This window comes from Luteimonas composti, from assembly GCF_042678665.1.
Classification (GTDB): Bacteria; Pseudomonadota; Gammaproteobacteria; order Xanthomonadales; family Xanthomonadaceae; genus Luteimonas; species Luteimonas composti.
The window spans coordinates 412,734-438,786 of the sequence record NZ_JBHTKU010000003.1; the positions used below are offsets into that span (position 1 = coordinate 412,734).

The window sequence follows — 26,053 nt, forward strand, 5'->3', positions numbered from 1 at the left end:
AGCCTGAGCCGTCGCCGCGACGCGCGGTGCCCACGCCTTTCCCGGAGTCCGCGATGTCCCGTTCGATGCCCGCTTCCCCGCTGCGCAAGACGCTGCTCGCCTCGCTGCTGGCCTTCGCGCTCGCCAGCGGTGCCGCCGTCGCCGGCCCCGAGGAGGATGCGCGCGCGTCCAACGCGCTGCGCGTGCTCAACGAAGTGCAGGCCATCCCCGAGTCCGCCATCCCCGACAAGCTGCTCGACGAGGCCCGCGCGATCGTCGTCATCCCCGACACGCTCAAGGTCGGCCTGGTGCTCGGCGGGCGCCGCGGCCATGGCCTGCTGTCGGTGAAGTCGGCCGACGGCACCTGGTCCAACCCCAGCTTCGTCAAGCTCACCGGCGGCAGCATCGGCTTCCAGGCCGGCGTGCAGTCTTCCGACGTGGTGCTGGTGTTCCGCAACGACCGCAGCCTGGAATCGATCGTCAACGGCAAGGTCACCCTCGGCGCCGACGCCGGCGTGGCCGCCGGTCCGGTCGGGCGCAACGCGGCCGCCGCGACCGACGGCCAGCTCAAGGCCGAGATCTGGTCGTGGTCGCGCGCGCGCGGCCTGTTCGCCGGCGTGGCGCTGGACGGCGCGGTGCTGCAGATCGACAACGAGGCCAACCAGCTGGTCTATGGAGCCAACTCCACCCCGCGCATGATCTTCGAGGGCCGCGCCGCGCAGGCGCCGTCGGACGCGGTGGTCGCCTTCCGCGACCAGCTCGAGGAGGCCACCAATGCCGCCCGCATCGCCCGTGGGACGGATCGCGCCCCCGCGCCGGCCCGGCCGGCCGCGACCGCGCAGGCGCCGGCGGAGCCGGTCGGCGGCGCCAGCACCGTGCCGCTGTCCAGCCAGCTGGTGGTGGACGAACCGCAGCCCGAGCCGTTCCAGCCGGTGAACGACAACCCGGCCATGGTCGAGCCGCTGCCCGAAACGCCGTGAACGGCCGTGCGCGGCGCCGCGCACGGTCGCGCGGCGCCGCGTGGAGTATCCTGAGCGCTTTCCACCTGTCCCCGGAAGCATGCAATGGGTAGTTTCAGCATCTGGCATTGGCTGATCGTGCTGGTCGTGGTGCTGCTGGTGTTCGGCACCAAGCGCCTGCGCGGCGCCGGCCGCGACCTGGGCGAAGCGGTGAAGGGATTCAAGAAGGGCATGGCCGACGACGACCGGCCCGCCGGCGAACTCGACCACCAGCCGCCGCAGCAGGAGCGCGATGGCACCGTGTCGGGCAAGTCCCGGCAGGACGACACCATCTCGCGCTGAGCCGCGGGTCCGCGGCCGCCCCCATGTTCGACATCGGCTTTACCGAACTGCTGCTGGTCGCGGTGGTCGCACTGGTCGTGCTCGGCCCCGAGCGCCTGCCCAAGGCGGCGCGCTTCGCGGGCCTGTGGGTGCGCCGCGCGCGCGCGCAGTGGTATTCGGTGAAGTCCGAACTCGAGCGCGAACTGGCCGCCGAGGAACTCAAGCGCAGCCTGCACGACGCCAGGCTGGCCGCATCCGACCTGCAGAAGACCATGCAGGAGACCGAGGCCGAGGTACAGGCCAAGGTGCGCGCGGCCGAGGCCGAGGCGCGGCGCGAGATCGAGGCCCTGCGCCGGCAGGCGACAGGGGCGCCGGACGAGGCCGCGCCCGACGACGGCGACGACCCTGCCACCGCGGCCGCGAGCCAGCTGCCGCCGCAGGCCGCCCGCGGCGAGGCGTCGGGCGAGCCGGACCAGCCCCCGGGGACGGACGATGGCCGGCAGCGCTGAGCACGACAGCGGCGAGAGCAGCCTGATCGAACACCTGGTCGAGCTGCGCAGCCGCCTGATGCGGGCGCTGGCCGGGCTGGGCCTGGCGCTGGTCGCGCTGCTGCCGTTCGCCAACCGCCTGTACGGCTGGTTCGCCCAGCCGCTGCTCGACAAGCTGCCGCAGGGCGCGCAACTGATCGCGGTGGAGGTCGCCTCCCCGTTCTTCGCGCCGCTGAAGCTGGCGCTGTTCGCGGCGGTGCTGGTGACCATGCCCTGGCTGCTCTACCAGGCCTGGGCCTTCGTCGCGCCCGGACTGTACCGGCGCGAGAAGCGGCTGGCCCTGCCGCTGCTGGTTTCGGCGGTGGCGCTGTTCTACGCCGGCTGCGCGTTCGCGTTCTTCGTGGTGCTGCCGTCGGTGTTCGGCTTCCTCACCGCGATCACCCCCGATGGCGTGGCGATGATGACCGACATCAACGCCTACCTGAACTTCGTGCTGGTGATCTTCCTGGCCTTCGGCATCAGCTTCGAGCTGCCGGTGGCCCTGGTGATCCTGGTGCTGCTGGGCTGGGTGACGCCCGACCAGCTGCGCGAATGGCGCGGGTACTCGATCGTCGGCGTGTTCATCCTGGCCGCGGTCATCACCCCGCCCGACGTGGTCTCGCAGCTGATGCTGGCGATCCCGATGTGCCTGCTCTACGAGGCCGGCATCATCGCCGCACGGCTGCTGGCGCCGCGGCGCGAGCCCGGAGCCGCGGACGAGGCATGAGCACCGCGCCGGCGGGCCTGCTGCGGCGCTACGCGGCCTGGTCGCTGGACATGGCGCTGCTGTCGGCCGTGGCCATGCTGGCCAGCCTGGACCGTATCCGCGAGGCGGCGGCCCGCGCCTGCGGGGCCTTCGAGGCCCTGGTCGCGGCAATGGCGCGCTCGATGCTCGACGTGCTGGCGCAGGGCGGCACGCCCTGGGAACTGGCGCGGGACTGGCTGGCCGATGCGGGCTCCAGGGGTCTGGTGTCCGCCCTGGTCGATGCCGTCGGCGATGCGGTGTTCGTCCCGCTGCTGCTGCTCGCCCTGCTGGCGCTGGCCTGGTCGACGCTGTGGGAAGGCTCGGCGCGACAGGCGACGCCGGGCAAGCAGGCGCTCGGCCTGCGCGTGGTCGATGCCGCGGGCGGGAGCCCGGGCGTTGCGCGCGCGGCGGGTCGCCACCTCGCCGGCGCGCTGTCCTGGCTGACGCTCAATATCGGCCACCTGCTGGCGATGGCGCCGCCGCAGTACCAGGCGCTGCACGACCGCATCGCCGGGACCCGCGTGCTGGGGGTCCGGCCGGATGCGGCGCTGCCCGGCTGGGCATGGGCCTGGCTCGCGCTGCAGGCGCTGGCGGCCCTGGCCGCACTGGCGTGGCTGTTCGCCGCGATGCAGGCGGCGATGCAGCGCGCGCTCGACGCGCTGCTGCTGTTCTAGCCGCGCCGCGGGCGGCGGACGCCGAGGCGACGCCGTCAGAGTTCGACCAGGTGGTCCGGCAGCGGCGGCGGCGCGACCGGCTCGGCGCAGATGTCGCGCCACATGTGGTACATCACGCCGAACATCACCACGTACATCAGCAGGATCATGCCGAGGTAGACCGGCGCGACCAGCAGCGCGCCCAGCGCCGGATGCACCAGGCCGCCGACCAGCATGAGCACGCCGCCCACCAGGGTCACCACCAGGGTCAGCGCGAGCAGCGCGACGATCGCCAGCGCCGACATCACCACGATCGGCAGCAGGTTCTTGAGTGCGCCGGCGAGGCCGTCGCCGATCGCCGCCAGCACGCCGCGGCCGCCCAGCGCGACCTGGCCGAAGCCGATCGCATAGGCGCCGCCGAGGAACAGGCCGAACAGCAGGCCCAGCGCCATCACCATCCCCAGGCCCGGCGGCGGCGCCGGGATGTCGTCCGGCTGCACCGGCTTGCCGCCGGCGTCCACGGTCAGCTGCACCAGTTGCATGTACCACTCCGGCAGGTCCTGGCCGAAGCTGCCGACGATGGTGCCGAACACCAGCAGGTAGAGCGCGGTCATCAGCAGTCCGAAGCCGACCAGGCGACCCGCGCCGTGGCCCGCGCGGAACGGCTCGAACACTCCGCCGACGCTGGCCGGACGGCCGCGCTCGACGGCATCGATCACGCGCAGCACGCCGCCGATCAGCAGCGGGAACACGATCAGCGAGGCCAGGGTGCTCAGCCCGGCGACGGTGAGCAGGGCGGTCGGCTGCCCGCCCAGCCGCGGCTGCAGGATCATCTGCATCACGCTCGGCAGGACCGCCAGCAGGGCCACGACCGCGATCGCGCCGATCACCGCCTTCGGGTTCCCGCGCCCCAGGTTGAGCGCCCGCGCCAGCCACGACCAACCGGTGGCCGGACCCATTGCCCGCGTCGACATGACTGCCCTGCTTTGCCTTCGAAGTGGCCCTGCCACGATGGCGGACATGCTACTGCATCGGCCGCGCGCAGCCCCGGGGAACGCGCGCGGCCGCAGCGTTCCCGGCGCGGCGTCGCGCCCTTCGCGGCTTTTCTTCGCCCGCAGGGGAACGTTGATGGGCGACGCGACGCGGCGAGGATCCGGAAAGTCGGCGCCGGCGCGCGCGACGACTTGATGGTCTCCCAGCCAGCCCCTCCTCCGCAGGCGGGAGTGGGAAGACAGGCGGTTTGAAGCCAAGCGGCACGCGCAACTTCGCGCCTCTGCCCCTTCCCCCGCTTGCGTGGGAAGGTTGGGATGGGGACGCGACGCCGCGAGGATGCGGAAGTCGGCACCGGCGCGCGCGGCAACTGATGCGCCCCCGCCCCCGCAGGCAGAGAAGGGTGAAGACGGACGGTTTGAAGCCAAGCTGCACGCGCAGCTTCGCGCCTCTGCCCCTTCCCCCGCTTGCGGGGGAAGGCTGGGATGGGGGACGTGACGCCGCGAGGATGCGGAAGTGGGCGCCTGCGCGCGCGGCAACTGATGCGCCCCGCCCCTCGCCCGCAGGCGGAGGAGGGTGATGACGGACGGTTTGAAGCCAAGCGCACGCGCAACTTCGCGCCCCTGCCCCTTCCCATTCCCCCGCTTGCGGGGGAAGGTTGGGATGGGGACGCGACGCCGAGGATCCAGAAGTGGGCGCCGACACGCGGCGACCTGGCAGACCCCCACCCCAGCCCTCCCGCGAGCGGGGAGGGAGGAAAACGTGCGGCGGAAGGAGCTGAGCGCTCAACCGCTGCCTGAGCCGGCGGTTGCCTCGCCTGACCACTGCCTCATTCGGCCGGCGGCAGCACCGCCAGCACTTCCTCGACCGTGGTCACGCCCTGCGCGACTTTCTCGGCCCCGGCCATCCGCAGCGTGCGCAGGCCCTCGCCGACCGCGGCGCGGGCGAAGCCCGCCAGCTCCATGTCCGGACGGATCCGGGCACGCAACAGCGCACTCACCGGCATCAGTTCGTACAGGCCCACGCGCCCCAGGTAGCCGGTGTTGCGGCACTCCAGGCAACCGACCGGGCCGTTGGCGGACGCGGGCACCGGCGGCGGGTGCGGCCCGGGCAGCAACGCGTGCCAGGCCTCGGGGCTGGGCGGCCTAGGCACCTTGCAGTGCGGGCACAGCGTGCGGACCAGGCGCTGGGCGAGCACGCCATTGAGCGTGGAGGCGATCAGGTAATGCGGCAGGCCGAGGTCGAGCAGGCGGGTGATCGCCGAAGGCGCGTCGTTGGTGTGCAGGGTCGAGAGCACCAGGTGGCCGGTGAGCGAGGCCTGCACCGCCATCTGCGCGGTGTCCAGGTCGCGGATCTCGCCGATCATGATGATGTCGGGATCCTGGCGCAGCAGGGTGCGCACGCCCTGGGCGAAGCCCAGGTCGATCGCGTGGTGCACCTGCATCTGGTTGAGCTCGGGCGCGATCATCTCGATCGGGTCCTCGACCGTGCAGACGTTGACGTCGCTGGTCGCCAGCCGCTTGAGCGTGGAATACAGCGTGGTGGTCTTGCCCGAACCGGTGGGGCCGGTGACCAGCACGATGCCGTGCGGCCGGCCGGTGAGCTCCTGCCAGGTGGCGGCCTCGCCGGCGTCGAAGCCCAGCTGCTCGATGCTCTTGAACGCGGTGTCGGGGTCGAAGATGCGCATCACGCACTTCTCGCCGAAGGCCGTGGGCATGGTCGACAGGCGCATCTCCACCTCGCGCCCGCCCGGCGAGCGGGTCTTGATGCGCCCGTCCTGCGGCCGCCGGCGCTCGGCCAGGTCCATGCGCCCGAGCACCTTGATGCGCGAGACCACCGCGGTCATCACCGCCGGCGGCATCTCGAACACCTTGTGCAGCACGCCGTCGATGCGGAAACGCACCCGGCCCACGTCGCGGCGCGGTTCGAGGTGGATGTCGGAGGCGCGCTGCTCGTAGGCGTACTGCAGCAGCCAGTCGACGATGTTGACGATGTGGTGGTCGTCGGCATTGACGTCGCCGGCGCGGCCGAGTTCGACCAGCTGCTCGAAGCTCGGCGCCGCCGTGGCTTTGTCGCCATCGGCATGCGCGCCGCGCACCGAGCGGGTGACGCCGAAGAACTCCATCGTGTAGCGGTGCAGGTCGAGCGGGTTGGCCACCACCAGCTCGATCTCGCGGCGCAGCAGGCGCTGCACGTCGGCCACCCAGTCCACCGCCAGCGGTTCGCTGGTGGCGACGCGCACGCGGTCGGCCAGCACCTCCACCGGCAGGATCCGGTGGCGGCGCGCGTAGGCGTGGGACACCAGGTCGGTGACCTCGCCCACCCGGATCTTCGTCGGATCGATGCGCAGGTAGGGGCGGCCACTTGCAGCGGCGAGCCATTCGGTCAGCGCCTCCAGCCCCAGCTCGCTGCCCGGGCGCTGTGCCGAGGGCAGCTTGAGGTTGGCCAGCAGCACCAGCGGGTGCACGGCGTCGAGCCCGCGCACGTGGCGCGCGCTGGCGCGCGCGTGTTCGGCTTCCTTCGGCGCGAGCAGGCCGTCGGCCACCAGCGCGGCGACCACCGGCTCGATCGCCAGGCGGCCGGGCGGCAGGCGCGCGGCGGTCGGCGCGGAGCGGCTGGCGAGCGGTTCGTTCAACGCGGCTCCGTGGCCGGAAACGCCGGCCGTTGCGGGGTCCGCCGCTATACTAGCGCGCCGCGCGAACGCGCCGACCCTCCGCGCCATGACCGGACCCACGTTCCAGGAACTGATCACCCGCCTCAACGCCTATTGGGCGGCGCAGGGCTGCGTGCTCATCCAGCCGCTCGACCTCGAGGTCGGCGCGGGCACCTTCCACCCGGCCACCTTCCTGCGCGCGCTCGGCCCCGAGCCGTGGAACGCGGCCTACGTGCAGCCCTCGCGCCGCCCCACCGACGGCCGCTACGGCGAGAACCCCAACCGCCTGCAGCACTACTACCAGTACCAGGTGGCGATGAAGCCCAGCCCGGACAACATCGTCGAGCTGTACTTCGGCTCGCTCAAGGAGCTGGGCATCGATCCGCTGGTGCACGACCTGCGCCTGGTCGAGGACAACTGGGAATCGCCGACGCTGGGCGCCTGGGGCCTGGGCTGGGAAGTCTGGCTCAACGGCATGGAAGTCACCCAGTTCACCTACTTCCAGCAGGCCGGCGGCCTGGAGTGCAGGCCGGTGCTGGGCGAGATCACCTACGGCCTCGAGCGGCTGTGCATGTACCTGCAGAACTGCGACAACGTCTACGACCTGGTGTGGACGGTCGGCCCGCAGGGCGTGGTCACCTACGGCGACGTGTTCCTGCAGAACGAGCGCGAGCAGAGCGCGTACAACTTCGAGCACGCCGACGTCGCCGAACTGTTCCACCGCTTCGACGCCTGCGAGGCCGAGGCGCTGAAGCTGGTCGAAGCCGGCCTGCCGCTGCCCGCCTACGACCAGGTATGCAAGGCCAGCCACAGCTTCAACCTGCTCGACGCGCGCCGCGCGATCTCCGTCACCGAGCGCCAGCGCTACATCCTGCGCGTGCGCAGGCTGGCGCAGTCGGTGGCGCAGGCGTACTTCGAGCAGCGCGAAAAGCTGGGCTTCCCCGGCCTGAGGAAGGACGCGCCCTCCGCGCAGCAGGCCGCGCCGTGATCCTGATCGGCATGTACGACTCGTCCTACACGCGTCGCGTGGCGATCGCCATGGCGCTGTACGGCATCGAGTTCGAGCACCGCGCCTGGTCGGTGGGCCGCGACTTCCACCGCATCCGCGAGTACAACCCGCTCGGGCGCGCCCCGACCCTGGTGCTGGACGACGGCGAGGTGCTCACCGAATCGACGATGATCCTCGACTACCTCGACGACCGCGTCGGCCCCGGGCGGGCGCTGCTGCCGGCCACCGGCCGGGCCCGGCGCGACGCCCAGCGCCTGGTCGCGCTGGCGACCGGCGCCATCGACAAGGCGATCCTGATCGCGCTCGAGCGCATCTTCCGCCCGGTGGAACAGCACAGCGAGGCCTGGCTGTCGCGCTGCCGCGTGCAGGTCGAGGGCGCACTGGGCGAGCTCGAACGCGCCTGCGCTTCGCGCGCTGGCGCGCCCTGGCTGGTCGGCGACGCCATGACCCACGCCGATATCGCGGTGGCCTGCTACGTCACGCACTTGCGCGAGGCGATTCCGCTCGACCTGGCGCCTTGGCCCGCGTTGCGCGCGCACGTGGACCGCTGCGAGGCGCTGGAGGTGTTCCGCAAGCACTACAGCCCCTTCTCCGCCCCCACCGTACAGGCCACGCCCGCATGAGTACCGCCCCGATGCTGCCGCTGCTGATCGAACTCGGCACCGAGGAGCTGCCGGTCAAGGCGCTGCCGGGCCTGGCGCAGGCGTTCTTCGACGGCGTGCTGGCGGCGCTGGACAAGCGCGGCATCGCGGTCGAGCGCGCCGATGCGAAGCCGCTGTACACCCCGCGCCGGCTGGCGGTGCTGCTGCCGGGCGTCGCGGTCGAACAGCCGGAGCAGCGTTCGGAAGTGCTCGGCCCCTATCTCAACATCGCGCTCGATGCCGACGGCCAGCCCACGCGCGCGCTGCAGGGCTTCGCGGCCAAGGCCGGCGTGGACTGGTCGGCGCTGGACAAGACCACCGACGCCAAGGGCGAGCGCTTCGTGCATCGCGCGGTCACCCCGGGCGCGACCACCGCGTCGCTGCTGCCGGAGGTGGTGCGCGAGGCGATCGCGGCGATGCCGATCCCCAAGCCGATGCGCTGGGGCGACCATGACTACGCCTTCGCGCGGCCGGTGCTCTGGCTGGTGATGCTGCTGGGCAAGGACGTGGTCGATGGCGAGGTCTTCGGCGTGCGCGCCGACCGCATGAGCCGCGGACACCGCTTCCTGCACGACAAGCAGGTGTGGCTGTCCACGCCCGCCGACTACGTCGAATCGCTGCGCAGCGCGAAGGTGCTGGTCGACGCGGACGAGCGCCGCGCGCGCATCGTCGAGCAGGTCGAGGCCGCCGCCGCGGCCGCCGGCGGCAGCGCGCGCATCGACGCCGACAACCTCGAGCAGGTGGTCTGCCTCAACGAATGGCCGCGCGCGGTGTCCTGCACCTTCGAGGAGGAATTCCTCGCCGTGCCGCAGGAAGCGCTGGTGGCGACGATGGAAGCCAACCAGAAGTTCTTCCCGGTGCTCGACGGCGAGGGCCGGCTGACCGCCCGCTTCATCGGCATCGCCAACGTCGATCCGAAGGACGACAGCGAGATCCGCAAGGGCTACGAGCGCGTGATCCGGCCACGCTTCGCCGACGCCAAGTTCTTCTTCGTCGAGGACATGAAGCAGGGCCTGGAAGCGATGAACGCCGGCCTGGCGACCGTGACCTACCAGGCCAGGCTCGGCACCTTGGCCGACAAGGTCGCGCGCGTCACCGCGCTGGCCGAGGCGATCGCGCCGCAGGTGGGCGTGGACCCGGCGCTGGCGCGGCGCGCGGCGGGCCTGTCCAAGGCCGACCTGCAGTCGCGCCTGGTGGGCGAGTTCCCGGAGCTGCAGGGCATCGCCGGCCGCCACTATGCGATGCAGGATGCGGCGCTGGCCGACCTGGCGCACGCCGACCGCGTCGCGCTGGCCGACGCCATCGACCAAGCCTGGCAGCCGCGCTTCGCCGCCGACGACATCGCCGCTTCGCCGCTGGGCCGGGTGCTGGCCATCGCCGAGCGCCTGGATACGCTGGCCGGTGGCTTCGCCGCGGGGCTCAAGCCGACCGGCAACAAGGATCCGTTCGCGCTGCGCCGCAATGCGCTGGGGCTGGCGCGGACAGTGATAGAGAGCGGCTTCGACCTGGACCTGCGGGCTCTGCTCACCGATGCAGCAACAGCGGCGATGGAAGCCGTTCGCCGTGCAGCAGTGCTGGCTAAGGCCGCTGCAGCACGAGAAGCGCAATCCGCGGGCGCAGACGTTTCGCCGGTACAGATCCAGACCGGTCATGTCGCGCTGGAGGATGTGATCGAGCTCTACGACTTCATCCTCGACCGCCTGCGCGGCTACTACGCCGAGCAGGGCGTGCCGGCGCAGCACTTCAGCGCGGTCGCCGCACTGAAGCCGGCGTCGCTGACCGACTTCGACCGCCGCATCAAGGCGATCGGTCGCTTCGCCGCCCTGCCCGAGGCAGAAGCCCTGGCCGCGGCCAACAAGCGCATCGGCAACATCCTGCGCAAGGCCGAGGGCGAGATTCCATCGGGCGAGGACCGCGCGCTACTCCGGGAGCCGGCCGAGATCGCCCTGGCCGATGCGGTGGAAGCGGCGTACCGCGACACCGATGCAACGCTGGCGCAGGGCGATTACGCCGCGGCGCTCGAGCGCCTGGCGCAGCTGCGCCCCCAGGTCGATGCGTTCTTCGACGACGTGATGGTGAACGTCGAGGACGAGGCCGTGCGCCGCAACCGTTTGGCCCTGCTGGCGCGCCTGGCGTCGCGGCTGGGCAGCGTGGCTGCGATCGAGCATCTGTCGGCCTGAGCGCTACGCGGCACATCCCGCGCCTGCACCCCGTCCCTCCCCCGCAAGCGGGGGAGGGAGCAGAGCGCAGCGCGCATGGAATCCCGCGGCACACGAGCACCCATTGCAGGTGGTGCCCGCACCTGCGTGTTCTGATGCTCGGCAGGTAGGCGCCCCGACGCAGGCCGCTTTCACGCGAACGTTTGTGCACGGACAGACTCGGTCAAACCGGGGACGGCTTGCCGGACCCGAGGCCAGGGGCCGAGGCCTGCAGTGTGCACGCGACGCCCATTCGAAATCGATCCAAGCGATCCAAGCGATCCGGTCGATCCGGTCGATCCGGTCGATGCGGTCGATGCGGGCAATGCCGGCAATGCGGGCGACCCAGGCAATGCGGGCAATGCGGGCAATGCGGGCAACGCGGGCATTGGAACAGGCTTGGCAGGCCGGCGTGCAGCGGCGCCTCGTTGGCGCATGACCCCGCGCAGCTCCGAGCCCTCCCCCGCCTGCGGGGGAGGGTTGGGTGGGGGCCAGCCGGAGCCTCGCACGCGATGCGGCAGCGTTCCAGCCCGGATCCGTTAAACGTCTTTCAACGCCCCTTCGGTATCCTTCGCCGATGCGACTCCCCCGCCGCGTTGCCGCCCTCGCCGCCGTCCTGTTCCTGTCCTCCGCCACCGCGCATGCGGTGACCGTGGGCGAGGTACGCATCCTCGGCCTGGACGAGGAGATGGAGGCCAACGTGCGCGTGTCGCTGTCGCTGGTGGATGCCGCCGGCCAGGACGTGAGCGGCCGGCGCATGGGTTACCTGGTGCGGGCGGCCGAGGACGAGACCCGCGAGGCGCTGGAACCGTTCGGCTTCTACTCCCCGCAGATCGAGGTCGAGCGGACCCGCGACAACGGCAGCGTCTCGGTGACCATCCGCGTCGAGCCCGGCGAGCCGGTGCGCGTGCGCAACTCCGACATCGCGATCATCGGCGAAGGCTCGCAGGACCGCTACCTGCAGGCGGACCTGGACGACTTCATTCCCTCGCCCGGCGCCACCTTCAACCACGCCGACTACGAGGCCAGCAAGATCCGCATCAGCCGCCGCCTCACCGAACGCGGCTACTTCGACGCGGATTTCTCCTCGCGCCGGGTCGAGGTCACGCGCGCGGAGAACGCCGCCGACATCGAACTGGTCTGGACCAGCGGCATCCGCTACGACATGGGCCCGACGATCTTCGAGCAGACCCGCCCGGTCATCCGCGACGAGCTGCTCGAGAACCTCGTGTACTGGAAGGAAGGCGACTACTACCACCAGGGCCGCATCGACCGGCTGCGCACCTCGCTGGCGCGGCTGGACTACTTCGGCGACATCGAGATCACGCCCGATCCGGCGCAGGCCGTCGATGGCCGCGTGCCGGTGACGGTGAAGCTCACCCCGGCCAAGCGCAACATCTACACCGCCGGCCTGAGCTACGGCACCGACAGCGGTCCCGGCGTGCGACTGGGACTGGAGCGGCGCTACGTCAACACGCGCGGACACAAGGCGCTGTCGCAGCTGGACTACGCGCAGAAGCGCAAGACGCTGACCCTGCAGTACCGTATTCCCGCCTTCGCCTGGCGCGACGGCTGGTACACGATCAGCGCGCAGGGCTACGACGAACAGACCGACTACATCGACACGCGCCGGATCGAGCTGGTCGGCAGCCGCAGCGGCCAGTACAGCCGCCAGGTGGACCTGACCGCTTCGCTGCACGTGCTGCGCGAACGCTGGGCGTACTCCACCGAGGACGACGAGGACCCGACGACGCCGCTGGCCTACCGCTATGCGACCTTTACCTATCCGTCGGTGCGCGCGGACTACGTCAACGTCGACGACCGCATTTTCCCGACCAGTGGCGCCGGCGGTTCGCTGGTGCTGCGCAGCGGCGTCGAAGGCGTCGGCTCGGACGCGAGCTTCGCCCAGATCCACGCGCGCGCCAGCACGTTCAAGGGACTCGGCGACAACGCGCGCCTGATCCTGCGCGCCGAGGCCGGCTACACCACCACCAGCGCGCTGGTGGACATGCCGCCGAGCCTTCGCTTCTACGCCGGCGGCGACCGCAGCATCCGCGGCTACGAATGGCGCGAGGTCGGCCCGCGCATCACCCGCTACGAGGAAGACGGGGACGGCAACCTGCGCGAGACCGGCTACCTCGCCACCGGCGCGCGCAACGTGCTGACCGCCAGCGTGGAGTACGAGCGCTATTTCTACGGCAACTGGGGCGCGGCGGTATTCGTCGACAGCGGCAGCGCCTTCGACGGCAGCTCGCCGGACTGGCATACCGGCGTGGGCATCGGCGCGCGTTTCCGTTCCCCGGTGGGTCCGGTCAAGGTGGACCTGGCACGCGGCCTGGACGACCCCGACTCGCCGTTCACGGTGGGCCTGAGCATCGGCGCGGAGTTCTGAGATGGCCTTTCCCCGCCGGTCGCGACTGCCCGACGACATCAGCCCCGAGGAGCGCGAACGGCGCATCGCCGAACTGCGCGAGCGCAGGCGACGCCGCCTGCGCGTGCTCGCCGTCCGCAGCGCACTGGCCACCGGCGCGCTGGCGGTGCTGGGCGCGGTGTTGCTGTACTGGCTGCTGACCACGTTCGGTGGCCGCGACTTCCTGCTCGCGCGCATCGTGGCGGCGCTGCCCGCCGGCACCGAACTCACCTGGGCGCGCGCCGAGGGCCCGGCTTCCGGCCCGCTGGTCCTGCACGACGTGCGCTACGTGCAGCGCGGCTGCCCCGACGTGGACGGCGAGCCCGTGCCCTACGGCCAGTGCGAACACCCGACCGTGCTCACCTTCGGCGCGCACCGCGTGGTGCTCGACCCCGCGATCACCCCGCTGATCGGCCGGCGCCTGCGCCTGGACGCGCTGGACGTGGAAGGGGCCGCGCTGGACCTGCCCGAGCCAGCGGACACACCGTTCGAACTCCCGACCTGGCCGGAAGTGCTGCCGCGCATCGACCTGCCGCTGTCGCTGCAGGCCGACACCATCCGCGTCGACGGCCTGCACGTGACCCGCACGGGCCAGCCGCTGATCGACATCGCCAGCATCCGCGGCGGCCTCGACGCGCGCCAGGGCGAGCTGCGCATCGCCAGCCTGGTGATCGACAGCGACCGTGGCCGCTTCGCCGCCGACGGCGTGTACGCCCCGGACGACAACTACCGCACCGACCTCACCGCCAGCGCGCTGCTGCCGGCCTCGTTCCCGCGGCCGCGGCCGCGCATCGGCCTGGTGGCGCGCGGCGACCTCGACCTGATGGACGTGGCCGTCGTCGGCCATGCGCCCGACCCGCTGCGGCTGGCGCTGGCGCTGCGCGGCAGGCAGTGGAGCCTGCGCGCGGACTCCAACGCCTTCGACCCGGCCCTGCTCACCGGCGGCGAAGCGGGCGAGCCGATGGCGTTCTCGCTGCAGGCCGACGGTATCGGCGGCGCGGCCGATGCGCGCGGCGAACTGCGCCGCGGCACGCTGCACGCGGTGCTGCAGCCTTCGAAGCTCAAGCTGGAGGAGCAGGTACTGGACCTGCAGCCGCTGGTGCTGGACGTGTTCGACGGCCGCATCACCGCGCGCGGCCGCGGCGATTTCAGCGAGCCGCGCGCGGCGGATTTCCGCTTCGCGGTCAACGCGCGCGGGCTGCGCCTGGGCGGCGACCCGCAGGCGCACGATCCCGAACCGGCCGATCCGGCGCCGGCGGTCGGCATCGACGCCGACCTCGGCATCGCCGGCACCAGCCGCGCCTGGGCGGTGATCGGCAAGGCGGATCTGGCGCGCGACGAACTGCGCGCCCAGGTCGAACTCGACGGCCGCGGCGACCTGGAGACGCTGCGCCTGGCCGCCCTGCGCGCCACGACGCCTGGCGGGCGACTGGATGCGACCGGCGAGGTCGGCTGGGCGCCGGCGCTGCGCTGGGACCTCGACGCCACGCTGGCCGGCTTCGACCCGGGCTATTTCGTGCCCGCCTTCGACGGCGCCATCGACGGCCGCATCGCCAGCCGCGGTAGCCTGCCCGACGACGGCGGCCTCGAGCTCGACGTGCAGGCGAGCGAACTAGGCGGGCAGCTGCGCGGGCGCCGCATCGCCGGGCAGGCCACGTTCGCCATGCACGGTCCGGCGACCGGGCAGACCCGCACCGACTACGAGGGCGAGGCGGCGCTCACCATCGGCGGCAGCCGCGTCGATGCGCGCGGCACGCTGGCCGAGCGCCTCGAACTCGATGCACGCTTCTCCCCGCTGGACCTGGCCGACCTGTTGCCGGAGGCGGCCGGCCGCCTGAGCGGCACGCTGCAGGCCCGTGGCGCGCGCGAGACTCCCGACCTGGAAGCCGATCTCGAAGGCAGCGGCCTGCGCTGGGGCGATTACGCGGCGGCGTCGCTGTCGGTCCGCGGGCGCCTGCCCTGGTCGCAGGGCGGCGGCGACCTGGTGCTGGAAGGCAGCGGCTTCCAGGCCGGGGTCGCACTGGACCAGGCCCGTGTCCACGCGCGCGGCGCGGTCGAGAACCTGGCGCTGGATGCGCAGGCGCGCAGCGGCGAACTCGGCACGCTGGCGCTGCAGGGCAGCGCGCGCCGCGATGGCCCGGGCTGGGGCGGCGCGCTGGACGGCCTGCAGCTGCAGCTGGTGCGCGGTCCGGCCTGGCGGCTGCAGGCGCCGGCGCGCTGGAGCCAGCGCGGCGCCGCGTTCACCCTGTCGCGCAGCTGCCTGGGCGCGGAGGGTGGCGGCGCGCTGTGCGCCGAGGCCGACTGGCCGCGCCGCGGGGTGTCGGTCGCGGGCCTGGGCCTGCCGCTGACCCTGGTGACGCCATGGCTGCCCGAGCGCGAGGGCGGACGCCCGTGGGTGCTGCGCGGCGACGTCGATTTCGAAGGCCGGCTGCGACCGGCCGGCCGCGCCTGGGCCGGCGAACTCGACCTGCGATCGGCCGACGGCGGCCTGCGCAACAGCGCGCGCTCGCGCAACGACCTGCTGGGCTATCGCGACCTGCGCCTGCAGGCCGACTTCAACGCGGCCCGCATCGAAGCCAGCCTGTCCACGGTGTTCAACGAGGACGGCCACGTCCGCGCGCGCGTCTCCACCGGCTGGGACGCGTCCTCGCCGCTGGCCGGCGAGCTCAGCGCCGAAACCGACGAGCTCACCTGGCTCGAGCTGTTCTCGCCCGACATCGTCGAGCCGGCCGGCCGCCTGACCGCCGACCTGCAGCTCGGCGGCCGGCGCGCGACGCCCACGCTCGGCGGGCAGGCGCGCCTGAGCGGGTTCAGCACCGAACTGCCCGCGCTCGGCATCCTGCTCGAATCGGGCGACGTCTCGCTGGACGCGCAGGACGACGGGAGCGCCCGCATCGGCGGCAGCGTGCTGTCGGGCGGCGGGCGCCTGGCCATCGACGGCAGCCTCAACTGGCGCGACGCGCGCGCGCCCCTGCTGCTGCGCCTGACCGGCGATGACGTGGTGGCTTCCAACACGCGCGACCTGCGCATCGTCGCCGACCCGGACATCGAGCTGCGCTACGCCGCGGGCCAGCCGCTGACCGTGACCGGTACCGTGGCCGTGCCCAGCGCGCTGATCGACCTCGAGCGCCTGGACCAGGGCGTATCGACCTCGCCCGACGTGGTGGTGCTCGATCCGGTCGATCCCGACGACGGGCCCGGATCCCCGCTGCAGCTCGACCTCACCCTGGCGATGGGCGAGGACGTGCGCCTGCGCGGCTTCGGCCTGGACGGCACGCTCGGCGGCAGCATGCGCGTGCGCGCCTACCCGGGCCGCGAGATGACCGGCAGCGGCACGCTCGAGGTCGGCGGCCGCTATACCGCCTACGGGCAGAAGCTGCAGGTCACGCGTGGCAGGCTGACCTTCGATGGCCCGGTGTCCGACCCGCGCCTGGACATCCGCGCAGAACGCCGCATCGAGGCCGAAGACGTCACCGCCGGCATCAGCGTCACCGGCCGCGCCTCGGCGCCGCAGGCGGACGTGTGGACCGACCCGGCCAGTGACAACTCGCAGGCGCTCTCCTACCTCGCGCTTGGCCGTCCGCTGTCCAACCTGTCGAGCGCCGAGGGACGCCAGCTCGACGCGGCGTCGGCAGCGCTCACCGCCGGCGGCAGCATGCTCGCCGGCCAGCTCGGCGCAAAGCTGGGGCTGGACGATGCGGGCGTGTCGGAATCGCGCGCGCTTGGCGGCAGCGTGCTGGGCATCGGCAAGCAGCTCTCCCCGCGCCTGTACGTCGGCTTCGGCGTGTCGCTGCTCGGTACCGGCCAGGTGCTGACGCTGAAGTACCTGCTGCGCCGCGGCTTCGACATCGAAATCGAATCGAGCACGCTGGAAAGCCGCGGCTCGGTGAACTACCGGCACGAAAGCGACTGAGGCGGGGTCGCCTCGGCGGCGCTGCTTGCGATGGATACAAGGCAGGCGCGACCGCGCGGGTCGCGCCTGCGCAACCTCAGGCGGCCGAGCGCTTCTGCCCGGCGTGCCTGCCCTCGTCGATCTCCTCGACCAGCTTGGCGCAGAAGGCCGGCAGGTCGTCGGGCGTGCGGCTGGTGACCAGGCCCTGGTCGACCACGACTTCCTCGTCCTCCCACTTCGCGCCGGCATTCTCGAGGTCGCGGCGGATGTTGGGCACCGAGGTCACGGTGCGGCCTTCCAGCACGCCGGCGTTGGCCAGCACCCACGGGCCATGGCAGATCGCGGCGACCGGCTTGCCTGCCTCGAAGAAGGCACGGGTGAAGGCCAGCGCCTGCTCGTCCACGCGCAGCGCGTCGGGATTGAACAGGCCGCCGGGGATCACCAGCGCGTCGTATTTGCCGGCGTCGGCGTTGGCCAGTTCGACGTCGACCTTCACCTGCTCGCCCTTGTCGAAATGCTCGAAACCCTGCACGTGGCCGCCCTTGGGCGAGACCACGTCGACCTGCGCCTCGTGCTCCTTCAGCGCCTTCAGCGGCTCCAGCAGTTCGGACTGCTCGAACCCGTCGGCGGCGAGGATGGCGACGCGTTTTCCGGAAAGATGGCTCATCGATGCGCTCCTGCGGGGAAGTGAGCCCGCACGCTAGCGCCCGGCGCGCTCAGGCGCCGCGAAGGAAACGTCTCGCTTGCGTCAAGGGACCGCGTCAGCTGCGGCGCGGCAGCGCCGCCAGGATCGCCCAGAGGCCGCCCACGCCGGCCACCCACGACGACAGCGGCACGCCGGCGAACGCGGGGCCGCCGGCTTCCAGCGCGTACAGCACCGCGGCCACCACCAGCAGGCCGACGCCGAGGATGGCGGCGACCATGCGCCGCTGCAGCGCCTGCAGGGTGCGGGTGATGTCGACCACGTCCTGCGAGCGCATGCGCAGCTCGTGGCGGCCTTCCACCTGCTGCTGCAGCCAGGCGTGCAGCAGGCGCGGCATCTCCGGGGCGCGGGTCATCAGTTCGGGCAGCTGCCGGCGGAACTCGGAGGCCAGGCGACGCGGGCTGTAGCGTTCGACCAGGATGCGTTCGAGCACCGGGCGGGCGACCGCCCAGATGTCGATCTTCGGGTCGAGCAGGCGGCCGATGCCCTCGATGGTGAGCAGGGTCTTCTGCAGCAGGATCAGCTGCGGCTGCAGGGTGAGCTCGTAGCGCTGGGCGGTGCGGAACAGCTTGCCCAGCACCTCGCCCAGCGAGATCTCCGACAGCGGCCGGGTGAAGTACGGCTCGCAGACCGAGCGCACCGCCGCCTCGAGTTCGTCGATGCGGATGTGCGCGGGCATCCAGCCGGCCTGCAGGTGCAGCTCGGCGATGCGCCGGTAGTCGCGGTTGAAGATCGCCATGAAGTTCTCGGCGAGGTAGTACTGGTCCTCGCTGGAGAGCTGGCCCATGATCCCGAAGTCCAGGGCGATGAAGCGCGGATCGGCCTTGCGCTCGGGATCGACCCAGATGTTGCCGGCGTGGGCGTCGGCGTGGAAGAAGTTGTCGCGGAACACCTGGGTGTAGAACACGCGCACGCCCTTGGCCGCCAGCGCGCGGCGGTCGATGCCGGCCGCGTCCAGCGCGGCGACATCGTCGCTGTTGATGCCGTGCACGCGCTCCAGGGTGAGCACGTTGTCGGTGGTGTGCGACCAGATCGGTTCGGGCACGTACAGGTCGGGCGAGGCCAGCCAGAAGCGGCGCATCACCGAGGCGTTGGCGCCTTCCCGCTGCAGGTCGATCTCCGCCGCCAGGGTGTTCTCGATCTCGGCGACCACCTCGCGCGGGCGGATCTTGTCGGCGTTGGGATGGGTGCGGTCGACCAGGCCGGCGAGGCTGCGCAGCAGGGCGATGTCGCCGGCGATCTGGCGATCGATGCCCGGGCGCAGCACCTTGACCACCACCTCGCGGCCCGGCATGCCGTTCGCCGCGTGCATCCGCGCGGCATGTACCTGGGCGATCGAGGCCGAGGCCAGCGGGACGGTGTCGAAGCTGGCGAACAGTCCGGCGATCGGCGCACCCAGCGCCTTTTCCACGATCAGCCGCGCAGCGTCGCCGTCGAACGGCGCCACCTGGTCCTGCAGCAGGGCCAGCTCGTCGACGATGTCGGGCGGCAGCAGGTCGCGGCGGGTGGACAGGATCTGGCCGAACTTGACGAAGATCGGCCCCAGCTCCTGCAGCGCCAGGCGCAGGCGCGCGCCGCGCGGCTGCGCGGCGATGGCCGCCGAGGCCCGTGGAACGAACGGCCGCATCAGCTTCAGCCAGCGCTCGGCGGGCGTGCCGTCGAGCAGCGCATCGAGCCGGTAGCGCAGCAGCACGCGGCCGATGCGCGCCGCGCGCAGCACGCTGCTGCTCAAACCGTGCCCCCGGTCGACAGACGCGACACCCGCGCGGCGAGGCGGTCGACGTCGTCGCGCAGGCCATCGACGTCGTCGAGGAAGGCCTCCAGCTCCGCGCGCGGCACCACGTCGCGCGATTCCTCGGTGACATACGCAGCGGCGCTGCGCGCCAGTTCTCCGCCGACGCCGCGCATCTGGCGCAGCCCGCCCGCGATCGCGCCGGCGACCTGCACGCCGATCACCTCGCCGAACACGCGGACGAAGGGCTGCTGCCAGTCCGGATCGAAACGCTCGGCCAGCCGCTGCAGCTGCCGCGCCAGTTCGGCATCGCCGGAGACGCGAACGCGGCCCACGGCCGGTGCGTCGTCGCGGCGCAGGAACGGCAGTTGGGCCAGCATGCCGGCCAGGGTGGAACGCACCGCCAGGTCGGGTTCGCCCGTGCCGTCGACCGGGCCGACGGCGAGCCGTTCGCCCTCCACGCGCAGGCGCATCGCCAGCGGCGGCGAGGCCAGGCTCAGTTCGACGACGCGGCCGTCGAGCCGGGCCAGGGCCTCGCGCGTGTCCGCGTCCAGGGCCAGGGCGCGGTTGAGCGCCAGCTCCAGCGCGCGACCGGCGATGGGCTTGAGCACGTTGAAGGGAGAGGAGGAGTCGCTGGCCATGCGCGGCATTGTACGGCGGGGCGGGTGGCGGGACGCGACGCCCGCCCACGAAAAAGCCCGCCGTGCGGCGGGCTTGGTCGCGGTGCGTCGCGGACCGGCTAGACCCGCTTGCCGCGCAGCAGCGAGATGATGGCCAGGATCACGAACACCACGAACAGGATCCAGGCGATGTTGGTGGCGGCGCCGGCGATGCCGCTGAAGCCGAGCACGGCGGCAATGAGCGCGATGACGAAGAAGATGATGGCGTAGCGAAGCATGATGTGCGTCTCCGTGGCGTGGCCCGTCCGGGCCGTGGAATGGGGGCACGGGGAACGCTAAGGCAGGTCCGGTCGCGGGCCGGTGAGGCCGGGGTGATGCCGTCGTGAACTCAGCCAGCCGGCGGACCTTGGCGCCAGGCGGCCTCGAGCCGGCGCAGGCCTTCGGCGATCGATACCTTCGGCACGTAACCGAAATCGCGGCGCGCCGGCTCCATCGAGTACCAGTGGCTGGTGCTCAGCTGCTCGGCCAGGAACCGCGTCATCGGCGGTTCGCCCTGCAGCCGCAGCAGCGGCCACAGGGTCTCGCAGGCCGCGCCGATGGCGTAGGCCAGCCCGAACGGGATGGTGCCGTCCACCCGCGGCGCGCCTGCGGCGGCCAGCAGCGCATTGACGATCTCCCGGGTCGGCATCGGCTCGCCGTTGCTGATGAAGTAGGCGCGTCCGGCACAGGCAGCACCCGGGGCGAGGTGCTCGAACGCATCGAAGTGCGCCTGCGCGGCGTTGTCGATATAGGTCGTGTCGATGCGGTTGCTGCCGTCGCCGACCAGCCGCAGCCGACCCTGCCGCGCGCGCTCCACCAGACGCGGCAGGATCTGCTGGTCGCCCGGACCCCAGATCAGGCGCGGCCGCAGCGCAACCGTCGCAAGGCGCGCGCCGCCCGCCAGCTCGCGACCATTGGCGGCCAGCACGTCCTTCTCGGCAATGGTCTTGGTGGCGGCGTACGGCGCCTTGAAGCCTTCGCCGTAAGGCACGCTGTCGGCGGTGCCGCCTTCCACCGGATGGGTCTTGCGGTGGGTGACGCTGGGCGTGGATGTGTAGACCAGCCGGTCGATGCCGTGGGCGGCGCAGGCCTTGAGCACGTTGCGGGTGCCGACCACGTTGGCCTGGTGGTAGCTCTCGTAGCTCCCCCAGGCGCCCGCCTTGGCGGCGTTGTGGAAGATCGCGTCCATGCCCGCCGCGGCCCCGCGCACCGCGTCGGCGGAGGCAAGGTCGCCCTGTACCTGGCGTACGCCGAGCGCGTCGAGCGCGGGATAGCGGCCGCGGTTGAAGCTGGCCACTTCGTGGCCGCGTTCGACCAGGCCGCGGCACAGCGCCTGTCCGAGGAAGCCGCCGCCGCCGGTGACGAGGATCTTCATGCCTGGCTCCCGATGCGCGCGGCCGCCCACCGCGCCAGGGTTTCGCGGCCGATCTTGGCGTTGTGGCGGATGTCGACCGGAAAGCGCGGGTGGAACAGGATCGTCTCCAGCCCAGCGGTATGCGCATGGCCCGCGCCAATCTCGCGCAGCTCGCGCGCGATGCGCGGCTGCTGCGCGACGGCAACGCCCTGGCGCAGCTCGACGCAGAGCACCGGCCGCTGCGCACCCGCCGCACCGACGCCAACCAGCGCCGTGCGGCGCACGTCCGGATGCACGTTGAACACCGGCTCGACCTGCTCGGTGTAGAGCGGACCATCGGCCGACTCGACCCGGTGCGACTTGCGCCCACAGAACCACAGCCGGCCTTCCGCGTCGAACCAGCCGAGATCGCCCATGCGATGGACCACGCGCCCGCTGCCGTCGGGGAGGCGCTCGTGGATCTTGGCCAGCCGCGTCTGCGCCTCGCGGTTGAAATAGCTGTCGGTCGCGCTGGGGCCGGCCACGGTGATCTCGCCCACCTCACCGGGCGCCACCAGCAACGCGTCCGACCACTCCGCGATCGCCGCGTCGCCGATGCGGATCAGGCGCACCTCGTTCGGCGCCACCGGGCGGCCCACGCAGGTGCCGGCGCCCTGCTCGGTGCGAGCGCGCAGCGCCAGCAGTTCGCGGCCCTCGATGACCGCCACCGGAAGGCATTCCGTCGCGCCATAGGGCGTCCAGAAGCGCGCGCCGTCCGGCAGCAGTTCCAGCATCCGGGCGACCACGTCCGGCGGTACCGGCGCGCCGGCCGAGGTCACGCGGCGCAGCGTCGGCAGCGGCGCGCCATGGTCGGCCAGCACCCGCATCAGGGCCGGCGACCCGAACAGCTGGTCGGCCCCGAACCGGTCGATCGCGGCATGCAGCTTGCGCGGGTCGGCCGACGCGGGGCGGGTGGGATCCATGTCCGGGATGATCGAGGTCAGTCCCAGCGCGGGATCGAACAGGGCGAACGGCGGGAAGGTCGGGAAATCGACGCCACCGGCCTCGATGCCAAAGGCCCCGCGGAGCATGTCGATCTGCGCGACGAAATGCCGGTGCCGGTAGACCACGCCCTTGGGCACGCCGGTCGAGCCGCTGGTGAACAGGATCGCGGCGACCTCGTCGGGCGCGGTGTCGCTCAGCTGCGGGCCCGCGCCGGCGCCCGCGCGCTCGACCTCGTCCAGGGTGGCATCTGCCAGCAGCGCGCGGCGCCCGGTGGTGATGCGCACCTTCGCCGACTTCGCCCAGCCCAGCAGCACCCGCGCCAGCTGCGCCAGCGGGATCCCGATGAAGGCTTCGGCCTGCGCCTCGTCCAGGCACTGGCGCAGCGCACGCCTGTCGATGCCCGGATCCACCAGCACCGGAACCGCGCCGGCCTTGAACAGGGCGAACATCAGCAGGAAGAACTCGGGCGTGGGCCGTACCATCAGCACCGTGCGGGTGCCGCGCACGATGCCGCGGCGGGCCAGGCCGGCGGCGATGGCGTCGCTGCGGGCATCGAGTTCGCCATAGCGCAGCGAGACCGCGTAGTCGCCGCGCGGGCCGGGGCAGCGCATGGCGACGCGTTCCGGCGCCTCGGCGGCCAGCCGCGGCAGGGCGGCGGCGATGTTGCAGGGAGCGGTCATGGCGCGATTATCGCCGACTGGCGCGCGCGGCCTGCGGGTGGCCCGCGGCGCAGGCGCGCCGCCCTGGCCCCCTGCTGCCCGGTGCGTCGGCCCCGTCCTGCGGTCGGCGCGCAGTCTCGGCCGCGTGGCCAACGCGCAGCCGCCAGCCACGGGACGCACTGCCTGCGCATGGACGTTCCGCCGCCGGCGTCCGACAATCGCGCCGCCCTTGCGCTCCAAGAGGAACAGGACCCGATGGACCCGGCTTTCAACGAACGCCTGCGCGCCGAGCACGCCGCGGCCTGGACGCGGGCGGTCGAGCACCGCTTCGTGCGCGAGCTGTGCAGCGGCCGCATCGCCGACGCGCACATGGCGCGCTACCTGGTGCAGGACCACCGCTTCATCGACGCCTTCGTGACCCTGCTGGGCGCGGCCATCGCCAGCGCCGACAGCTTCGCCGCGCGGCTGCGCCTGGGCCGCTTCGCCGGCATGGTCTGCAGCGAGGAGAACGACTACTTCCTGCGCGCGTTCGAGGCGCTGGGCGTGGACGAGGCCGCGCGCGCCGCCCCGCCGGACGCCGCGCCCACGGCCGGCTTCAAGGCGCTGATGCGCGAGGCCGCGGCGACGCGCTCGTATGCCGCCGCGCTGGCGGTACTCAACGTCGCCGAAGGCCTGTACCTGGACTGGGCGCAGCGCGCGCCGCGGCCGCTGCCCGCCGGTTTCGTGCACGCCGAGTGGATCACCCTGCACGACAACCCGTTCTTCGAGGACTTCGTCGCCTTCCTGCGCCGCGAACTCGACCGCGTCGGCCCGGCCGAGGAAGCGCTGGCGCGCGACTTCTTCGCCCGTGCGGTGGCGCTGGAGCTGGCGTTCTTCGACGCCGTGTACGCGGAGGCCGGCTGATGTCCCTGCTCGAACGCCTCAAGCAGGCGGCCGCCGCCGACTGGAACGCCTATGTCGACCACGCCTTCGTGCGCGGCCTCGGCGACGGCAGCCTGCCGGCCGACTGCTTCCGCCATTACCTGGTGCAGGACTACCTGTTCCTGATCCAGTTCGCGCGCGCGCACGCGCTGGCCGCGTGCAAGTCCCGCAGCCTGTCCGACATGCGCGCGGCCAAGGACGGGCTGGCCGCGATCGTGGACGTGGAAATGCACCTGCACCTGCGCCTGTGCGAACGCTGGGGCCTGTCGGCCGCCGACGTGGAGGCCACGCCGGAGCACGCCGCGACCGTCGCCTACACGCGCTGGGTGCTGGACATCGGCATGTCCGGCGACCTGCTCGACCTGCAGGTCGCGCTGACCCCCTGCACCCTGGGCTATGCCGAGATCGGACGACGGCTGGCGCCGGCTGGCGCGACCGCGCTCGCTCCGGACCACCCCTACCGCGAATGGATCGCGGAATACGCCGGCGACGCGTTCCAGGCCGTGGCGGCAGGCGCCAACGCGTGGCTGGACGACCTCGACCGGCGCTACGGCAGCCAGGCGCGGTTCCCCGAACTGGTGGCGATCTTCGCCAAGGCCGCGCGCCTGGAGGCCGGCTTCTGGCAGATGGGCCTGGACGCGCGCTGACCCTCTTGCGCGCTGCCGGGGTGGATTGGAAGAATCCGCGTCCCTGCCCGTCCGCGCCCCTCCGATGCCCCACCCCTGCCTGAGCTGTGGCGCCTGCTGTACGCAGTTCCGGGTGGCCTTCCACTGGATGGAATCGGACGAGTTCAGCGAAGGCGGCGTGCCTGCCGCCCTGACCGAGCGCCTGGACGCGCACCGGCTGTGCATGCGCGGCACCTACAGCACGCCCGTGCACTGCGTGGCACTGGACGCGCGCATCGGCGAATACTCGCGCTGCACGATCCATTCCAACCGGCCGTCGGTCTGCCGCCAGGTGGACGCCTCCTGGGAGTACGGCGCACCGAGCGCCCAGTGCGACAAGGCGCGCCTGGCGCATGGCCTGGCGCCGCTCACGCTCGCCGACTGGCGCTGGCGCGACGCCGCCGACAACGACGACTGCCCCGACGACAACGGGAGCAGCCCGCCCACGCCGCGGCTGCCGCCGGTGGCGGCCTGAGCGACGCGGCGCTTCGGCGCCGCCGCGCCGGCGAGCGGCTACAGCGGGTGGCGCTCGAGGAAGGCGCGCACCGCCGGCACCAGCACCTCGTGTTTGTCCTCGAGCACGTAATGGCCGGCGTCGTCGAAGGCCATCACCTCGGCATCGGGCAGGTCGCGGCGGAAGCGCGCCAGGAAATGGTGGTCGAATACGAAGTCCTTCAGCCCCCAGCCGATGAAGGCGGGCCGGTCCGCGTAGCCGGGCAGCGCGCGGCCCGCCGCCTCGAGCAGCGGCCAGGCGCGGTCGGCGGGCGACAGCGGGATGTCCTGCATGAAGCGCACCGTGGAGATGCGGTTCTTCCACGAGTCGTAGGGCGCCACGTAGGCGCGGCGCACGTCGGCGGGCATGCGCCGCTCCACGCCCAGCCAGGACGCGCCGGCGGAAAACGCGTTGAAGCCACGGATCGCCAGTTCGCCGACGTTGTAGTCGCGGCCCAGCGCGATCTGCCAGGGCATCGCCTTGTCCGCCGGCATCGGGAACGCGGCGGTATTGAGCACCACCAGCCGGCGCACCTGCGGCATGCACGAGAGCGCCCAGCCGAAGCCGATCATTCCGCCCCAGTCGTGCACCGCCAGGGTCACGGGTCCGTCCACGCCCAGATGCGCGAGCAGCGCCTGCAGATCGTCCACCCGCGACTGCAGCGTGTAGTCGTAGCGCGGCAGCGCGCGGTCCGCGTCGTCGGGTTTGTCGGACAGGCCCATGCCGATGTGGTCGGGCACGATGCAGCGGTAGCGGTCGCGCAGCCCGCGCACCAGGTGGCGCCAGTAATAGCTCCACGACGGGTTGCCGTGGACCATGACCACGACCTCGCCCTCGCGCGGGCCTTCGTCGAGGTAGTGCATGCGGATGCCCGGCCGCACTTCGAGGTGGTGGCTGGCGAAGTCG

At 72.3% G+C, this 26,053-nt stretch carries 22 protein-coding genes; 13 read left to right on the top strand and 9 right to left on the bottom strand.

What is annotated here, in order from left to right:
* Positions 1-65: 65 nt before the first annotated feature.
* The 5 genes from ACFQ2D_RS10655 (at position 66) to ACFQ2D_RS10675 (ending at position 3,205) form a co-directional block, all read left to right on the top strand.
* Complete coding sequence (locus ACFQ2D_RS10655; protein WP_280941535.1) at positions 66-959, top strand: lipid-binding SYLF domain-containing protein; 894 nt, start codon at positions 66-68, stop codon at positions 957-959.
* An 84-nt stretch (positions 960-1,043) separates the two neighbouring features.
* On the top strand, positions 1,044-1,280 hold the full coding sequence (gene tatA / locus ACFQ2D_RS10660) for a Sec-independent protein translocase subunit TatA (RefSeq protein WP_280941363.1): 237 nt from the start codon (positions 1,044-1,046) through the stop codon (positions 1,278-1,280).
* Between the two features lie 23 nt (positions 1,281-1,303).
* Positions 1,304-1,768: a Sec-independent protein translocase protein TatB gene (tatB, locus tag ACFQ2D_RS10665; RefSeq protein WP_280941362.1), complete on the top strand. Its 465-nt coding sequence runs from the start codon at positions 1,304-1,306 to the stop codon at positions 1,766-1,768.
* Positions 1,752-2,513, top strand: a complete 762-nt coding sequence (gene tatC, locus ACFQ2D_RS10670) for a twin-arginine translocase subunit TatC (protein WP_280941361.1) — start codon at positions 1,752-1,754, stop codon at positions 2,511-2,513. The genes tatB and tatC overlap by 17 nt, the downstream gene beginning before the upstream one ends.
* Positions 2,510-3,205: an RDD family protein gene (locus tag ACFQ2D_RS10675; RefSeq protein ID WP_280941360.1), complete on the top strand. Its 696-nt coding sequence runs from the start codon at positions 2,510-2,512 to the stop codon at positions 3,203-3,205. Before tatC ends, ACFQ2D_RS10675 begins: the two co-directional genes overlap by 4 nt.
* Before the next feature lie 35 nt (positions 3,206-3,240).
* On the opposite strand, the gene ACFQ2D_RS10680 is transcribed toward ACFQ2D_RS10675, so the two are convergent.
* Both ACFQ2D_RS10680 and ACFQ2D_RS10685 read right to left on the bottom strand, forming a co-directional pair.
* The gene (locus ACFQ2D_RS10680) at positions 3,241-4,158 is read right to left on the bottom strand and encodes a hypothetical protein (RefSeq protein WP_280941359.1); all 918 of its coding nucleotides are present in this window, start codon (positions 4,156-4,158) and stop codon (positions 3,241-3,243) included.
* A gap of 845 nt (positions 4,159-5,003) precedes the next feature.
* On the bottom strand, positions 5,004-6,809 hold the full coding sequence (locus tag ACFQ2D_RS10685; RefSeq protein WP_280941358.1) for a GspE/PulE family protein: 1,806 nt from the start codon (positions 6,807-6,809) through the stop codon (positions 5,004-5,006).
* A gap of 85 nt (positions 6,810-6,894) precedes the next feature.
* Here ACFQ2D_RS10685 and glyQ point away from each other — a divergent pair, with 85 nt between their 5' ends.
* The 5 genes from glyQ to ACFQ2D_RS10710 all read left to right on the top strand — a co-directional run bounded on the left by glyQ (position 6,895) and on the right by ACFQ2D_RS10710 (position 16,998).
* Positions 6,895-7,815, top strand: a complete 921-nt coding sequence (glyQ, locus tag ACFQ2D_RS10690) for a glycine--tRNA ligase subunit alpha (protein WP_280941357.1) — start codon at positions 6,895-6,897, stop codon at positions 7,813-7,815.
* The gene (locus ACFQ2D_RS10695) at positions 7,812-8,459 is read left to right on the top strand and encodes a glutathione S-transferase family protein (protein WP_280941356.1); all 648 of its coding nucleotides are present in this window, start codon (positions 7,812-7,814) and stop codon (positions 8,457-8,459) included. The genes glyQ and ACFQ2D_RS10695 overlap by 4 nt, the downstream gene beginning before the upstream one ends.
* A complete protein-coding gene (gene glyS / locus ACFQ2D_RS10700) occupies positions 8,456-10,657 on the top strand; it encodes a glycine--tRNA ligase subunit beta (RefSeq protein WP_280941355.1) in 2,202 nt (733 codons plus the stop codon). The genes ACFQ2D_RS10695 and glyS overlap by 4 nt, the downstream gene beginning before the upstream one ends.
* 595 nt (positions 10,658-11,252) lie before the next feature.
* Positions 11,253-13,067 (top strand): autotransporter assembly complex protein TamA, encoded by a 1,815-nt coding sequence (locus ACFQ2D_RS10705; RefSeq protein WP_280941354.1) that lies wholly within the window; start codon positions 11,253-11,255, stop codon positions 13,065-13,067.
* 1 nt (position 13,068) lies between these two features.
* Positions 13,069-16,998, top strand: coding sequence for a translocation/assembly module TamB domain-containing protein (locus ACFQ2D_RS10710; protein WP_280941353.1), 3,930 nt, complete (start codon positions 13,069-13,071; stop codon positions 16,996-16,998).
* Between the two features lie 76 nt (positions 16,999-17,074).
* Here ACFQ2D_RS10710 and ACFQ2D_RS10715 read toward each other — a convergent pair whose 3' ends face one another.
* The 6 genes from ACFQ2D_RS10715 to oleC all read right to left on the bottom strand — a co-directional run bounded on the left by ACFQ2D_RS10715 (position 17,075) and on the right by oleC (position 23,089).
* Positions 17,075-17,644, bottom strand: a complete 570-nt coding sequence (locus ACFQ2D_RS10715) for a type 1 glutamine amidotransferase domain-containing protein (protein WP_280941352.1) — start codon at positions 17,642-17,644, stop codon at positions 17,075-17,077.
* Between the two features lie 94 nt (positions 17,645-17,738).
* A complete protein-coding gene (ubiB, locus tag ACFQ2D_RS10720; protein ID WP_280941351.1) occupies positions 17,739-19,412 on the bottom strand; it encodes a ubiquinone biosynthesis regulatory protein kinase UbiB in 1,674 nt (557 codons plus the stop codon).
* Entirely contained in the window at positions 19,409-20,053 is a 645-nt protein-coding gene (locus ACFQ2D_RS10725; protein WP_280941350.1) for a ubiquinone biosynthesis accessory factor UbiJ, read from the bottom strand. Before ACFQ2D_RS10725 ends, ubiB begins: the two co-directional genes overlap by 4 nt.
* A 98-nt stretch (positions 20,054-20,151) precedes the next feature.
* Positions 20,152-20,310, bottom strand: coding sequence for a DUF1328 domain-containing protein (locus ACFQ2D_RS10730; RefSeq protein ID WP_280941349.1), 159 nt, complete (start codon positions 20,308-20,310; stop codon positions 20,152-20,154).
* 110 nt (positions 20,311-20,420) lie between these two features.
* A complete protein-coding gene (gene oleD, locus ACFQ2D_RS10735; protein ID WP_280941348.1) occupies positions 20,421-21,446 on the bottom strand; it encodes a 2-alkyl-3-oxoalkanoate reductase in 1,026 nt (341 codons plus the stop codon).
* Positions 21,443-23,089, bottom strand: a complete 1,647-nt coding sequence (oleC, locus tag ACFQ2D_RS10740) for an olefin beta-lactone synthetase (protein ID WP_280941347.1) — start codon at positions 23,087-23,089, stop codon at positions 21,443-21,445. The genes oleD and oleC overlap by 4 nt, the downstream gene beginning before the upstream one ends.
* A 234-nt stretch (positions 23,090-23,323) precedes the next feature.
* Here oleC and ACFQ2D_RS10745 point away from each other — a divergent pair, with 234 nt between their 5' ends.
* The 3 genes from ACFQ2D_RS10745 to ACFQ2D_RS10755 all read left to right on the top strand — a co-directional run bounded on the left by ACFQ2D_RS10745 (position 23,324) and on the right by ACFQ2D_RS10755 (position 25,129).
* The gene (locus ACFQ2D_RS10745; RefSeq protein ID WP_280941346.1) at positions 23,324-23,971 is read left to right on the top strand and encodes a TenA family protein; all 648 of its coding nucleotides are present in this window, start codon (positions 23,324-23,326) and stop codon (positions 23,969-23,971) included.
* Complete coding sequence (gene tenA, locus ACFQ2D_RS10750; protein ID WP_280941345.1) at positions 23,971-24,636, top strand: thiaminase II; 666 nt, start codon at positions 23,971-23,973, stop codon at positions 24,634-24,636. The genes ACFQ2D_RS10745 and tenA overlap by 1 nt, the downstream gene beginning before the upstream one ends.
* A gap of 64 nt (positions 24,637-24,700) precedes the next feature.
* Positions 24,701-25,129 (top strand): YkgJ family cysteine cluster protein, encoded by a 429-nt coding sequence (locus ACFQ2D_RS10755; RefSeq protein ID WP_280941344.1) that lies wholly within the window; start codon positions 24,701-24,703, stop codon positions 25,127-25,129.
* 38 nt (positions 25,130-25,167) lie between these two features.
* Here the strand turns inward: ACFQ2D_RS10755 and ACFQ2D_RS10760 are convergent, their stop codons facing one another.
* The gene (locus ACFQ2D_RS10760) at positions 25,168-26,010 is read right to left on the bottom strand and encodes an alpha/beta fold hydrolase (RefSeq protein ID WP_386795662.1); all 843 of its coding nucleotides are present in this window, start codon (positions 26,008-26,010) and stop codon (positions 25,168-25,170) included.
* Positions 26,011-26,053: the final 43 nt, after the last annotated feature.

Bases quoted from the DNA above. Each gene is read 5' to 3' on its own strand.
- ACFQ2D_RS10760 (WP_386795662.1), bottom strand. From the start codon at position 26,010: ATGCACTACCTCGACGAAGGCCCGCGCGAGGGCGAGGTCGTGGTCATG.
- ACFQ2D_RS10725 (WP_280941350.1), bottom strand. From the start codon at position 20,053: ATGGCCAGCGACTCCTCCTCTCCCTTCAACGTGCTCAAGCCCATCGCC.
- ACFQ2D_RS10745 (WP_280941346.1), top strand. From the start codon at position 23,324: ATGGACCCGGCTTTCAACGAACGCCTGCGCGCCGAGCACGCCGCGGCC.
- ACFQ2D_RS10655 (WP_280941535.1), top strand. From the start codon at position 66: ATGCCCGCTTCCCCGCTGCGCAAGACGCTGCTCGCCTCGCTGCTGGCC.
- tenA (WP_280941345.1), top strand. From the start codon at position 23,971: ATGTCCCTGCTCGAACGCCTCAAGCAGGCGGCCGCCGCCGACTGGAAC.
- oleD (WP_280941348.1), bottom strand. From the start codon at position 21,446: ATGAAGATCCTCGTCACCGGCGGCGGCGGCTTCCTCGGACAGGCGCTG.
- tatA (WP_280941363.1), top strand. From the start codon at position 1,044: ATGGGTAGTTTCAGCATCTGGCATTGGCTGATCGTGCTGGTCGTGGTG.
- ACFQ2D_RS10680 (WP_280941359.1), bottom strand. From the start codon at position 4,158: ATGTCGACGCGGGCAATGGGTCCGGCCACCGGTTGGTCGTGGCTGGCG.
- ACFQ2D_RS10715 (WP_280941352.1), bottom strand. From the start codon at position 17,644: ATGAGCCATCTTTCCGGAAAACGCGTCGCCATCCTCGCCGCCGACGGG.
- ACFQ2D_RS10755 (WP_280941344.1), top strand. From the start codon at position 24,701: ATGCCCCACCCCTGCCTGAGCTGTGGCGCCTGCTGTACGCAGTTCCGG.
- oleC (WP_280941347.1), bottom strand. From the start codon at position 23,089: ATGACCGCTCCCTGCAACATCGCCGCCGCCCTGCCGCGGCTGGCCGCC.
- tatC (WP_280941361.1), top strand. From the start codon at position 1,752: ATGGCCGGCAGCGCTGAGCACGACAGCGGCGAGAGCAGCCTGATCGAA.
- ACFQ2D_RS10705 (WP_280941354.1), top strand. From the start codon at position 11,253: ATGCGACTCCCCCGCCGCGTTGCCGCCCTCGCCGCCGTCCTGTTCCTG.
- ACFQ2D_RS10710 (WP_280941353.1), top strand. From the start codon at position 13,069: ATGGCCTTTCCCCGCCGGTCGCGACTGCCCGACGACATCAGCCCCGAG.
- glyS (WP_280941355.1), top strand. From the start codon at position 8,456: ATGAGTACCGCCCCGATGCTGCCGCTGCTGATCGAACTCGGCACCGAG.
- ACFQ2D_RS10730 (WP_280941349.1), bottom strand. From the start codon at position 20,310: ATGCTTCGCTACGCCATCATCTTCTTCGTCATCGCGCTCATTGCCGCC.
- ACFQ2D_RS10675 (WP_280941360.1), top strand. From the start codon at position 2,510: ATGAGCACCGCGCCGGCGGGCCTGCTGCGGCGCTACGCGGCCTGGTCG.
- tatB (WP_280941362.1), top strand. From the start codon at position 1,304: ATGTTCGACATCGGCTTTACCGAACTGCTGCTGGTCGCGGTGGTCGCA.
- glyQ (WP_280941357.1), top strand. From the start codon at position 6,895: ATGACCGGACCCACGTTCCAGGAACTGATCACCCGCCTCAACGCCTAT.